This window comes from Marinobacter sp. Arc7-DN-1, assembly GCF_003441595.1.
In the GTDB taxonomy this organism is placed as follows: Bacteria; Pseudomonadota; Gammaproteobacteria; order Pseudomonadales; family Oleiphilaceae; genus Marinobacter; species Marinobacter metalliresistant.
The window spans coordinates 3613267-3625248 of the sequence record NZ_CP031848.1 but is presented as its reverse complement, the minus strand read 5'-3'; the positions used below and the strand labels follow the sequence as shown (position 1 = coordinate 3625248).

10 protein-coding genes and 1 pseudogene are annotated in these 11982 nt (G+C 59.0%); 4 read left to right on the top strand and 7 right to left on the bottom strand.

The features are described from left to right. Nucleotides 1-7: 7 nt before the first annotated feature. Entirely contained in the window at nt 8-1264 is a 1257-nt protein-coding gene (locus tag D0851_RS17045; protein WP_117619694.1) for an HDOD domain-containing protein, read from the bottom strand. 158 nt (nt 1265-1422) lie between these two features. Between D0851_RS17045 and ilvD the strand changes: the two genes are divergently transcribed. Then, entirely contained in the window at nt 1423-3258 is a 1836-nt protein-coding gene (ilvD, locus tag D0851_RS17040; protein ID WP_117619693.1) for a dihydroxy-acid dehydratase, read from the top strand. A 73-nt stretch (nt 3259-3331) separates the two neighbouring features. Here the strand turns inward: ilvD and D0851_RS17035 are convergent, their stop codons facing one another. Both D0851_RS17035 and D0851_RS17030 read right to left on the bottom strand, forming a co-directional pair. After that, nucleotides 3332-3745, bottom strand: a complete 414-nt coding sequence (locus D0851_RS17035) for a peptidoglycan-binding domain-containing protein (RefSeq protein ID WP_117620444.1) — start codon at nt 3743-3745, stop codon at nt 3332-3334. A gap of 123 nt (nt 3746-3868) precedes the next feature. After that, nucleotides 3869-4987: an AI-2E family transporter gene (locus D0851_RS17030; RefSeq protein ID WP_117620443.1), complete on the bottom strand. Its 1119-nt coding sequence runs from the start codon at nt 4985-4987 to the stop codon at nt 3869-3871. 127 nt (nt 4988-5114) lie between these two features. Here D0851_RS17030 and D0851_RS17025 point away from each other — a divergent pair, with 127 nt between their 5' ends. The 3 genes from D0851_RS17025 (at nt 5115) to D0851_RS17015 (ending at nt 8303) form a co-directional block, all read left to right on the top strand. Next, a complete protein-coding gene (locus tag D0851_RS17025) occupies nt 5115-5465 on the top strand; it encodes a hypothetical protein (RefSeq protein ID WP_117619692.1) in 351 nt (116 codons plus the stop codon). A 215-nt stretch (nt 5466-5680) separates the two neighbouring features. Then, entirely contained in the window at nt 5681-6580 is a 900-nt protein-coding gene (locus D0851_RS17020) for a haloalkane dehalogenase (protein ID WP_117619691.1), read from the top strand. Nucleotides 6581-6779: 199 nt separating this feature from the next. Beyond that, on the top strand, nt 6780-8303 hold the full coding sequence (locus tag D0851_RS17015; protein WP_117619690.1) for a DEAD/DEAH box helicase: 1524 nt from the start codon (nt 6780-6782) through the stop codon (nt 8301-8303). Here the strand turns inward: D0851_RS17015 and D0851_RS17010 are convergent. From D0851_RS17010 to thyA, 4 genes and pseudogenes are all read right to left on the bottom strand, one after another. Continuing rightward, entirely contained in the window at nt 8282-8773 is a 492-nt protein-coding gene (locus tag D0851_RS17010) for a dihydrofolate reductase (protein ID WP_413773557.1), read from the bottom strand. The genes D0851_RS17015 and D0851_RS17010 overlap by 22 nt on opposite strands. Nucleotides 8774-9078: 305 nt before the next feature. Further along, nucleotides 9079-9819 carry an IS21-like element helper ATPase IstB gene (gene istB / locus D0851_RS17005; RefSeq protein WP_092034459.1) on the bottom strand — a complete coding sequence of 247 codons (741 nt, stop codon included), beginning with the start codon at nt 9817-9819 and terminating at the stop codon, nt 9079-9081. Further along, a complete protein-coding gene (istA, locus tag D0851_RS17000) occupies nt 9806-11311 on the bottom strand; it encodes an IS21 family transposase (protein ID WP_162893660.1) in 1506 nt (501 codons plus the stop codon). Before istA ends, istB begins: the two co-directional genes overlap by 14 nt. A gap of 358 nt (nt 11312-11669) precedes the next feature. Then, a pseudogene (gene thyA, locus D0851_RS16995) lies at nt 11670-11963 on the bottom strand (thymidylate synthase); the annotation flags it as partial. Nucleotides 11964-11982: the final 19 nt, after the last annotated feature.

The following is an 11982-nucleotide window of genomic DNA, read 5'->3' as shown; positions in this document are numbered from 1 at the left end:
CGGACAATCATCGGATGGACAGCAATTGCTGAACCTCGTCTACCCGTGCCCTGGCCTCCGTCAGAAGCTGTAAACTGCGGGAGGCGTTGAGTTCAAGCTCGCCCAGACGCCGGTATGCCGGCACTTGGTCGAACGGAGGTAACTCGGCATTCTGGCTGGAACCAATCATCGAGTGCAATTGCGCCACGATGACCACATCCACCAGTTGCGGAGCCGATTCACGGCATTCGTAACCCCAGTCTTCGGCATGCCGAACCGCTTCAGTGAACGCTGGCGGGAATGACCAGTTCTCCAGAACGGCCGTGCCCACGTCCGATCTCAACTCTTTAACAGCATGGTTCAGGTTGGCCTCATCGGCAAAGAGATTCACGTGGTGCTCTGCCTGCACCAATATCGGCACCACTCCGATGTCATGAAGCAGACCCGCCAGCAGCGCCTCCTCCGGGTTGAGGCGAGTGGCATGGTCCGCCAGCACCCAGCACAGGGCCGCCACTTCCCTTGAATGGCGCCAGAGCTTTTCCATTTCTTTCTGCAGCGCAGCCTGGCGGGTCTTGAAAACTTCCCGCATGGAGAACACCGTCACCAGCTGCCGGGTAGTCCGCATGCCAAGCCGGACTACCGCCTCACGGACATTCCGGACGTCACTGAATCCGCGGTACAAGGGACTGTTGCAGGCGCGAACCAGTTTCGCAGCCATGGCCGGATCCGCAGACACCGCAAGTGCTACCTGGTCCGCCGTGGACTCTTCGCGATCGACCGCCCGCCGGACTTTCCAGGCCACATCGGGAACACTCGGAAGCTTGACCTGGTTCGATCGCAGTTCCGAGTAGAACTCCATCAGCAGGTGGTGTTCCTCGCTTTCGATACCATCGGAGCCCTCTCCGGAGTCCATCTCAACCTGCTCTACCGGCGCCGTTCTCAGAAGCTGATTGAGTATCTCCTGCTCTACCACCAGAAATTCGCACGGCTTGACTGCCGTCACGTCGTACATTCGGGGCTGGAGGCGGGCAATGGGGTTATGGGCTTTTTCAGTCTCCGCTTCAATGACCGACTTGCGACCATCCAGCGATTCCAGCTCCACCATGCCTGCAATCAGGAAGAAATCAAGGCCATCCCGGACGCCACGCTCAATAACCCGTTGGCCGGGACCGTGAGTCCTTCGTTCAGCACGGCTGGCAAGCAGCACCAGTTGATCATCGGTCAGCCGGTTAAGCGGCTGAAACTCTTTAAGGCGACGTAGCGGCAGGCTTTCCTGGCCAGCCATAGGCATACTCCTTGTCGGTTCAAACCGGAAAATGTCTGGCAACTCTGTTAACTATTGTAAACAGCGCTTCTGAAAACAACCATGCGCCTGGAGTCTAATCTGGTATCCTCTGTTTTTTGCACAACGTCGTCAGGCAACAACAGAGAGACCAGAACGCCATGCCTCAGTATCGTTCGCGGACATCCACCGCAGGCCGTAACATGGCCGGCGCCCGCGCCCTTTGGCGCGCCACCGGTATGAAAAACGAAGATTTCGGCAAGCCCATCATCGCGGTTGCCAATTCCTTCACCCAGTTTGTACCCGGCCACGTGCACCTCAAGGATCTCGGTCAGCTGGTGTGCCGCGAAATCGAAGCCGCCGGCGGTGTTGCCAAGGAATTCAACACCATCGCCGTGGATGATGGCATTGCCATGGGCCATGACGGCATGCTGTATTCCCTGCCCTCCCGGGAAATCATTGCGGACTCCGTGGAGTACATGGTGAACGCCCACTGCGCCGACGCCCTGGTGTGCATCTCCAACTGCGACAAGATTACCCCGGGCATGCTGATGGCAGCCATGCGTCTGAACATTCCCACCGTCTTTGTCTCCGGCGGCCCCATGGAAGCGGGTAAGACCAGGCTTTCCGAACACAAGCTGGACCTGGTGGATGCCATGGTCATCGCCGCAGACCCGAATGCCAGCGACGAGCAGGTGGAGGAGTATGAGCGCAGCGCCTGCCCAACCTGCGGCTCCTGCTCCGGTATGTTTACCGCCAACTCCATGAACTGCCTCACCGAGGCGATTGGCCTGGCTCTGCCCGGCAACGGCTCAATGCTGGCCACCCACGCAGATCGGGAGCAGTTGTTCCTGAAAGCCGGCAGACAGATTGTGGCGAATGCGCGCCGCTATTACGAGGAAGACGACGCCAGTGTTCTGCCGCTGAGCATTGCCTCCATGGCCGCCTTTGAAAACGCCATGGTCATGGACATCGCCATGGGCGGCTCCACCAACACCATACTTCACCTGCTGGCAGCCGCCCAGGAAGGTGGTGTTCCGTTCACCCTGAACGAAATCGACCAGCTTTCGCGCCGGGTTCCCCAGCTCTGCAAGGTGGCGCCGAACTCACCCAAGTATCATATGGAAGACGTTCACCGCGCCGGCGGCATCATGGGCATTCTCGGCGAACTGGAGCGCGGAGGGCTGATCAATACCGACCTGCCTACCGTGCACAGCAAGACTATGAAGGAAGCCCTCCAGACCTGGGACATCATGCGCTCCCCGACGCCGGAAGTGGTGGAATTCTACAAGGCCGGGCCGGCCGGCATTCCGACCCAGACCGCTTTTTCCCAGAACACCCGCTGGCCAAGCCTGGACGGCGACCGGGAATCCGGTTGTATTCGATCGGTTGAGAACGCCTACAGTTCAGAGGGCGGGCTCGCGGTGCTTTTCGGCAATATCGCTCTGGACGGTTGCGTGGTCAAAACCGCGGGCGTGGACGAAAGCATCTATGTTTTCGAAGGCAAGGCCAGGGTATTCGAAAGTCAGGATTCGGCGGTTGCCGGCATTCTGGCGGATGACGTCAAGCCCGGCGAGGTGGTAATCATCCGCTATGAGGGTCCCCGTGGCGGCCCTGGGATGCAGGAAATGCTCTACCCGACCAGTTATCTGAAATCCAGGGGGCTGGGCAAGGAGTGCGCGCTGCTGACCGACGGGCGTTTCTCTGGCGGCACCTCCGGCCTTTCCATTGGCCACGCCTCGCCCGAGGCTGCTGCCGGTGGTGCGATCGGGCTGATTCAGAACGGCGACGTCATCCGGATCGACATCCCGAACCGGACCATCAACGTCGAGCTGGACCAGCACGAACTGGACCGTCGCCGGGAAGCCCGGGATGCAAAAGGGTGGAAGCCGGAACTGCCGCGGGACAGGAAAGTGTCAGCGGCCCTGAAGGCCTACGCACTGCTGGCAACGAGTGCCGACAAGGGCGCCGTCCGGGACCTCAGCAAACTCGACTGAGAGACTGGATAGCCGGACAACAAAAAGCCCGCGGGAGACCATCCGGCGGGCTTTTTTTATGCGCGAACCAGACTTACCAGAGAGACCAGCCGCCATCGTCCTTTTCTTCGATGGCGCCCTCCTGCTCCGGTTCCGCCGTCGAAGTGGAGGAAGGTGCCGCTTCCTGCGTTGTGGCGGCGGAACCGCCTGCTGACTGTGCGGGTGCCGAGGACGCAACCTTTACCGACATCATGCCCAAGGCTTTTTTCGTTGGCTCGTCCAGAACTCCGCTGGCCTGAAGCCCGTTGTCCTTCTGGAATTTAGTCAGTGCAGCCCGGGTTGTGTCATCCATTTGCGGACTGACATTGTTGATCTCATACCCTGCGCCGTAAAGTGCGTTCTTGAGTGCAACGGTCTCGTCCGCGAAGGCTGCGGGGGCAAAGCCCAGTGTAACCGCCATAACGGCCGCAGCGGCCAGGCGTCCCAGTCGGGTAGTTGCGTTTCTCATGGTGCTCACCTGCTTAACTCCTGATATCTCATCGATACCCGTTTCTTTCTTGTTATGTGGTGCCTATCTCCACAGGCTGGGGCAAACATTTCAGAGACTACCATACTTTTGTCGCATGTCGCCCTACCCGACATCCGGCCCCGTTTCTTCGCTCCGCTCCGGTTCAACAGCTTCTTCGGCCACCGGTTCCGCGACCTGTGCCTCCTCACTGAACTCACGTATGAAGATTCCCCAGAACGCCATGAACAGTGCCGCCACCAGTGGCCCCATCACAAAGCCGTTAATGCCAAACATCACGATGCCACCGAGGGTCGATAGCAACACGATGTAGTCAGGCAGTTTGGTGTCTCGCCCAACGAGGACCGGGCGAAGCAGGTTGTCAGCCAGGCCGATAACCACCACGCCAAATGCCGTCAGTACCGCCGCCTCGATCACATCCCCGACCGCCGCCAGATAGATGGCCGCCGGCACCCAGACCAGCGCGGCGCCCACCGCTGGCAGAAGCGATACAATCGCCATTACCACACCCCAGAGCAACGCCCCGCCGATACCCAGAATCCAGAAAATCAGCCCCCCCAGGGCTCCCTGGATGATGGCAATCAGCAAGTTACCCTTGACGGTAGCGCGGGTGACTTCCGCGAATTTGGCAAACAACAACCGCTCCCGCTCATCCCCGAGTGGCAGCGCTCTAATGATCAGTTCCACCAGCGCACTGCCGTCCCGCAGCAGGAAGAACGCCAGATAAACCATCAACGCCAGCCCCAGGAAAAACTGGAAGGTATTCTGGCCGAGCCCCAGGGCCTGCTTGCCGAGGAACTGGCTGCCTCCCACGAAAATACTCACTGCCCTATCTCTCAATTCGGCAAAACTGATATCAAACTGCGCGAGGAATGCCTGAATAGCCGGGAAAGACTGATTGACGCGGTCTATGTACTCCCCGGGTCGTATGTCTCCACTCTGGATCTGCTGGTAAAGCGCCACGCCCTCGGCAACCAGCGATGTCACCAGAACCAGAACGGGAATCACTACGATAAACATGCAGATGAAGAGCGTAATCAACGCATTCAGATTGGGCCGGTTTCCCAGCTTACGGACCAGCAACTGCTGCACCGGATGGAAAATCAGGGCAATCGCAACGGCCCAGAATATAGGGCCGAAAAAGGGTTTCATGAGAAACACGAAAGCCAGAGAGACCCCCACCAACAAGGCAAGAAAAGTCCGTGTTTCAAGTTTTGCGTACATAGTACTGGCGGTTCCCCGGAAATCGTCCTGAATGATGGCAAGCACTTCTAGCCTACCATGCTGGCGTGGCCACTGTAGTCATCTTCGGGTTATAGTGGACGGTTATTGATCAACCAGTTAACAGGTCATGTTGTTGGAACCGGAAACCTTCACCACAGAAACCGCCCTGGAAGCTGCCACGCAGTTGCGCAAGGTACTGGCCGCACGGACTCACCGACGCAAGGTGATGGGCCAGGACGTGATGGTGCCCGGGCAGTTGGGCGAGGCTCTGCAACTGCCCCGCATTATCAATCGCCTGCAGAGCAAGCAACTGAAACAGCGGGAACTGGGTCTTGAGGGCTTCCAGGAACTCTGGCCTACATTGTCACCGCAGACACGGGAGAGAGTGCTGGACGCCATCGGCTGGTACAACCCCAAGGAGCTCGACTGGGAAGACAAGCGCTCCAACCGCAAACCACTGGTCGATCCGGACAAATGAGCCGTACAAATCCGGCAACAGGACCTTGAACTGCCATACCTGGCCAGATGCCGGGCATCGCCTCCTGATTCAAACCGGCAACGCTCTGTTACGCAACTCAAACACACAAAATTTCCATCTGATTTATCCTGACACTCGACGATTGTATTAGGGAGGTCTGATCGCCAGATGGCTCCCGGCAATCACGCAACCAATCAGTCAGGACAGTCGATGGCATGCGTATTCTGAGAACCGATGAAGCCCGCTTCGCAGGTCTTCCGGACTACCCTTTTGCTCCACACTATGTCGACGTAGAGCCCGGTCTCCGGATGCACTATGTTGACGATGGGCCACGCAATGCCTCTCCGGTACTGATGCTGCATGGCGAGCCATCCTGGTCTTACCTCTACCGGCACATGATTCCGCTGGTGGCAGGCGCCGGCCACCGGGTGCTGGCGCCAGACCTGATTGGCTTCGGAAAATCCGACAAGCCGGACTCGGTTGAGGATTACAGCTATAGCCGTCACCTGACCTGGCTGGCCAACTGGCTGGAGAGCCTGAGCCTTACGAATATAACCCTGGTGTGCCAGAACTGGGGGTCACTGCTGGGTTTGCGACTGGCTGCCGAACATCCGCAGCGATTCAGCCGCATCATTGTCGGTAATGGCATGTTGCCGACGGGAGAAACCCGGATGCCTGCTGTGTTCTCGGTCTGGAAGACGTTTGCCACCCACAGCCCCTGGTTCCCGGTCGGGCGGATTGTTCAACTGGGCACTGAACGCACCCTGAGCAAAGCGGAACTTGCCGCCTATGAGGCGCCATTCCCGTCCGCGGATTTCAAAGCTGGAGCACGAGCTTTCCCCAAGCTGGTACCAACCGAACCGGGGGCTCCGGACAGCGAAGCCAACAAAGCCGCCTGGCAGGTTCTGGAAAAATGGAAGAAACCGTTCATCACCTGCTTCAGTAGCGGCGACCCGATCACCCGCGGCGGCGACCGGTACATGCAGCGCCGGATTCCCGGGGCCCACGGCCAGCCCCACATCACCCTGCGTGGCGGGCACTTCCTCCAGGAAGACTCGCCGGAAGATTTCGCGCGCATCATCATCGACGCCCTGAGATCGGAAATGGCGGCCTGAGCCACCCTTTCTCCCAACCGAAGACCGTCACGGTCTGCCGGCTCGGGACAACGGGCCGGCAAAGCAACGGGACACTCACCGGCAACTACCTACAGGCCCGGCAGGGTTTGGCGTATTAAAGCAGCAAGAAAACCGCTATAATACCCGCACATCATGCATTGCCCGGCAATGCTCTACCTCCCGAATTCCGAGTGAATCAATGTCTGAATTGTCTTTTGCCGAACTGGGGCTTGATCCAGCCGTACTTGAAGCTGTATCCGCCGTTGGCTATGAAACCCCGTCACCGATCCAGGCCCAGGCCATCCCTGCGCTGCTTGCCGGCAAGCATCTGCTGGGTGTCGCCCAGACAGGTACCGGTAAAACCGCGGCCTTTGCACTGCCTCTGCTGAGCCGGATTGACGCCTCTGTAACCGACCCCCAGATTCTGGTGCTGGCGCCGACGCGCGAACTGGCCATCCAGGTGGCCGAAGCGTTTACTACCTACGCCAGCAAGTTCCGTAATTTCCATGTTCTGCCGATTTATGGCGGACAGGATTTCTATCCCCAGATCAAAGGCCTTCGCCGTGGCGCCCAGGTTATCGTGGGTACGCCGGGCCGCATGCTGGACCACCTGCGTAAGGGCACCCTGAAGCTGGATAGTCTGAAAGCACTGGTTCTGGATGAAGCAGACGAAATGCTGCGCATGGGCTTTATTGATGACGTAGAGGCAATTCTGGCGAAAACGCCGGAAAACTGTCAGCGCGCCCTGTTCTCGGCGACCATGCCGCCGCAGATCAAGAAAGTTGCCAAGACCTATCTGAGCGACGCCGTCGAGGTCCGCATCGAGAGCGAAACCCGCACGGTTGAGCGTATCTCCCAGTTTGTTCTGCCGGTATACGCCGAGCGCAAGCTGGATGCCCTGACCCGGATTCTTGAAGTGGAGCCGTTCGACGCCTCCATCATCTTCGTGCGCACCAAGGCGGAAACCACCTTGCTGGCCGAAAAACTCTCTGCCCGCGGCCACGCGGTTGCACCGCTGAATGGCGATCTGAACCAGCGCCAGCGGGAGCAGACCGTTGAAGACCTGAAACGCGGCAAGAAGGACATCATCGTCGCCACGGACGTGGCCGCCCGCGGTCTGGATGTGCCCAGGATCACCCACGTGATCAACTACGATGTACCCTACGATACCGAAGCCTACATCCACCGCACCGGCCGTACCGGCCGCGCCGGACGGGAAGGCAAGGCAATCCTGCTGGTCACACCCCGGGAACGCAGCTGGCTGCGCACCCTGGAGCGTGCCACCAACTCACCCATGCAAGCCTATCAACTGCCTTCGCCGGTTGAGCTGAAAAAAATGCGCGAGCAGCAGTTCGAAACGCAGCTGTTGGGTTTTTCCGAGGATGGCAAACTGGCGAAAGCGATGGCGCTGCTGGATGAGATTGCCGAGCGCAATGACATGGACACGGCGATGGTGGCCGGCGCCCTGGCCTGCTGGCTGGAAGCCTCCCAGCCGGGCTCGCTTCCGCTGGAGCAACCGGAGGCCTTGCCGGAGATTTCAGCCAACGCGCCGCCGCGTCGAGACCGCCAGGGTGGTCGTCCGGGTGGCAAGCCCGGATACAAGCCCGGCTTCAAGAAAGGCCCCAAGGGCCGTGGCGGTCCCGGCCCGAAGGGTAAGCCCCCTGGCAAAGGCGGCAAGCCCGCAGGCAAGCGCCCGCCCCGTCATGCCGACGCCAAGCGCTGATAGACTACGAAGCTATAGTCGTAAGGGTTGTTATCGGACGCGGAGAAATCCTCCCGTCCGATTTCCTCCCACTCATCCCAGTTTACTTCCGGAAAAAATGCATCCCCTTCCACCTCAGCGTGCACCTGGGTGATGTACATGCGATCAACCATCGGCAGCGCCTCGGCATAGATCTGCCCGCCACCGATAATCATCACTTCATCTCCGCCTTCCAGCTCAGCCTGAGCCTCGGCTTTCACCAACGCCTCTTGCAGCGACTTTGCCGCCACGGTTCCCGCTGGCGCTTCCCAGGCATCGTTCCGTGAAATAACCACGTTCATCCGCCCCGGCAACGGCCGGCCAATGGAGTCCCAGGTTTTCCGTCCCATGATGATAGGCTTGCCCATGGTGGCCTGCTTGAAGTACCGCAGATCGCCCGGCAGGTACCAAGGCAGATTGTTGTTCCGGCCTATGACCCGGTTTCGGGACATGGCTACTATCAGGGCTTTTCTCACCTTTGCTCTCCCTTTGACTAACGTGTAACTCTGAATCTCATAGTTCGCGGGCTGCAGCAGGGCGGGCACATCCCTCCAAAAAACGCCTCAAGGCATCCATGCGCGGCTTGGGCTCCGCCATCCATGGCTCCGCACATTTTTGGAGGGATGTGCCCGCCCTGCTGCGATTCAAGCCATGATGCAGCTGCCCCAAAGGCCTTTTCAACAGCACTTCAAGTGCTGTCAATGGCCATTTATTTTGACCCACCTTTGGCCAATAAAATTGACCCACCTTTCATAGTCTAGCCTGTCGTTTTCTGCTTCAGCCGATAGCTTTCTCCTCCCAGCATAAAGATGTGTGAATGGTGGATGACCCGATCAATGATCGGCACCGCCACGTTGTCGTCGTGGAAGAACTCGCCCCAACTGGTGAAGTCCTTGTTGGTGGTGAGGATGATGGACCGGTATTCGTACAGGCTGTTGATCAGCTGGAACAGGTTGTACCGGGCCTGCCGCGTCATGGGCAGGTAACCCAGTTCATCGATGACCAGCAGGTCGTACTTGGCCAGTTGGCTGACCCGCTTTTTCAGCTCACCCTTCATCTCGGCCAGCTCTAGTTCTTCCACCAGATCGAGAGCGTTGCGGAACAGCACCCGGTAGCCGGCCTCCACAGCTTTGTGGCCAATGCCGATGGCCAGGTGGGTCTTGCCTACACCGGGCGGACCGATGAACACCAGGTTGTTTCGCTCGTCGATGAACTGGAAGTCCAGCAAGGCATTGACCTGGCGTTTGGTAATGGTGGTCTGGTGCCGGTAGTCGAAGCCCTCCAGGCGCTTCTCCGCTGGGAACGCAGCCATTTTCCGGTTCCGGCGGATGCGTTTGTCCTGGCGCTGGGTCAGTTCGTGCTCGGCAAGCCGGTCCGCGAAGCTGAGATAGGACATCTCGTTGGCTTCAGCCTCGGCCAGCAGGTTGGTCAGTTCGTCGGCGGCCGCGCTCAGGCGCAGGCTGCGGTAACGGGCCACGGTCTGTTCAAGCTGGCTCATGGGTCACCCCCTGGCCACTGGAGCGGCCAATATGGCGGTAAGCGCTCAGATCCAGTGTTTCTTTTGGTTCCGATAGCGGTTCCGGCTGTCGCTCCCGGAGAACGGCGGCCTGGGCTGCTTCCAGATAACTTTGCAGCCGTGTCGCGGTCATGCCGGGACGCTCTGCCAGCGTCGTAATTAATGCCGGATCCACGGGCGCATGGCGCTTGAGCAGGTCACGGGCAGCCACCAGCTGGTCCTTGTAGATCTTGGGCTCGGAACGCTTGAGCTGTTGGCACAACCGTGGCCCGATGTCACTGCCGATCAGGTCGTTGATCTTACCCTCAAGGGTGGCCACCCGCTGGGCATGATCCCGGTAGTGGTGGGTGTTCTTGATTACCTTGCCTTTATCGGCACACAGAGCATGGCTGGCAATGACTTCCCCTGTGTTCAGGTCGCTGATGTGGAGTTGGCCGCCGGACTCCAGAACGCCCACCCGGGCCTGCTGCCAGGCCATGGGCACAGAGTACTTGTTGGCCTTCCAGGCGATCAGGCCGGTCTTGTCGGCTCGACGTGTCTCGTGGGCCACAGATTGCACGCAAGCTGGTGACAGGTAAGCCTCCAGGTGTTCTCGCTCATCCCGTTCGAAGCGTTCCCGGGGTGGTTCTCCGGTGGTGCCGTGGATGCGGACATTGGCTACGCTCTCAAGCCAGTCCTGCACGTGCTGGCGCACGTGCTCCTGGTCCCGGAAGACTTCACCGTAGAGGCAATCCTGCTTGACGTACTTCACGCCAGCTTCCACCTTGCCCTTGCTCTCCGGGTCATAGCCTTCGCAGGCATGGATCCGGAACCCGGCCGTGGTGGCATACTCATGGAACCGTTGGTTTAGCGTCAGTTCCCGGTACTGCTCGTTGATCACCACCAGCTTGGTCTGATCGTAGACGCACTCCTCTGGCAGGCCACCGAAGTAACGCAGGGCTTCGTCATGGAGCTGGATAAACGTCTGGGTATCCAGCGGGCGGAAGGCCAGACCCACGTACATCAGCCGTGAGAAGGACAGCACGAACACCACGAAGTGGAGAATCCGCTCTTCGCCACCGATCAGCACGCCGCGCAACTCACCCGGATCCACCTGACACTGAACACCCGGCACATCGTCCAGAATGGGTTCGTAGTAGCGCATCTGGGCCGAGGCCACTTCCTCCTTAAGCACCCGCACATAGCGTCGGATGGTGCGATCCGAGGCCGACAACTCGCCAACCCTCTCTTGCAGCTTGCGGGCAATCTTGACGGCGCTGAGCTTGGGAAACTGCTGGAGCAAATGCACCAGATAATCCCGGTGATCATCGAGTCGCTTGCTCCGCGAGGGGTCTGCAAACCGTTCTGAAATCGCATCCACCTCCATCCGCAGGTACTTGCGAACGGTATTGCGGGACAACCCCAGTTCCTGACTGATGGCGCGGATCGACAGCCCTTTGCCGTTATCGTGCAGTGCCTTGATCTTGTGTATCACAACCCACTCCTTCACTGACATGCCCCCGGCCATGGATAAAAGCGGGGGACAGTAGCTGGTTCTGTGGCCTGACGGCCACCCGGGGGTGGGTCAAAATTAATGGCCAGTAGTGGGTCATTTTAATTGGCCACTAACAAGTGCCTTTGTAACAACCGGAATTCCAACTCGTTCGCGGATTCGGGAGATTCTATCTCCTTCAGCTTGGATGCAGGGGAGCGGGATGGGGCTTTCCGAAAATGTGCGGAGCCATGGATGGCGGAGCCAAGCGTACACGGACGTATTCACAGCGTTTTTCGGAAAGCCCCATCCCGCTCCCCTGCCGCCCCCAAACCTATCGGACCAGGCCGTAGACAAAGGGTCAAATAGCAATAGGAGCCTTAATCCCGGGATACGGGTCATAGCCCTCAAACTCAAAATCCTCCAGCTCGTACTCGAATATACTCGCCGGCCTGCGCTTGATAACGAGGTTCGGCAACGCCCGGGGCTCTCTCGTCAGTTGCTCGAAGACAATGTCGTCAGTCAGGTGGTTCTGATACAAGTGGCAGTCGCCGAATGTGTGGACAAACTCACCCACTTCCAGATCACACTGCTGGGCGATCATGTGGGTCAACAACGCATAGGAGGCGATATTGAACGGTACACCCAGGATCATTATACGACCGATTTTTTGC

What these genes read in the sequence shown, in the direction of transcription:
- ilvD (WP_117619693.1), top strand. Translation starts at nt 1,423, where the DNA reads ATGCCTCAGTATCGTTCGCGGACATCCACCGCAGGCCGTAACATGGCC.
- D0851_RS17015 (WP_117619690.1), top strand. Translation starts at nt 6,780, where the DNA reads ATGTCTGAATTGTCTTTTGCCGAACTGGGGCTTGATCCAGCCGTACTT.
- D0851_RS17035 (WP_117620444.1), bottom strand. Translation starts at nt 3,745, where the DNA reads ATGAGAAACGCAACTACCCGACTGGGACGCCTGGCCGCTGCGGCCGTT.
- D0851_RS17045 (WP_117619694.1), bottom strand. Translation starts at nt 1,264, where the DNA reads ATGGCTGGCCAGGAAAGCCTGCCGCTACGTCGCCTTAAAGAGTTTCAG.
- D0851_RS17030 (WP_117620443.1), bottom strand. Translation starts at nt 4,987, where the DNA reads ATGTACGCAAAACTTGAAACACGGACTTTTCTTGCCTTGTTGGTGGGG.
- istB (WP_092034459.1), bottom strand. Translation starts at nt 9,819, where the DNA reads ATGAGCCAGCTTGAACAGACCGTGGCCCGTTACCGCAGCCTGCGCCTG.
- D0851_RS17020 (WP_117619691.1), top strand. Translation starts at nt 5,681, where the DNA reads ATGCGTATTCTGAGAACCGATGAAGCCCGCTTCGCAGGTCTTCCGGAC.
- D0851_RS17010 (WP_413773557.1), bottom strand. Translation starts at nt 8,773, where the DNA reads ATGTCCCGAAACCGGGTCATAGGCCGGAACAACAATCTGCCTTGGTAC.
- D0851_RS17025 (WP_117619692.1), top strand. Translation starts at nt 5,115, where the DNA reads ATGTTGTTGGAACCGGAAACCTTCACCACAGAAACCGCCCTGGAAGCT.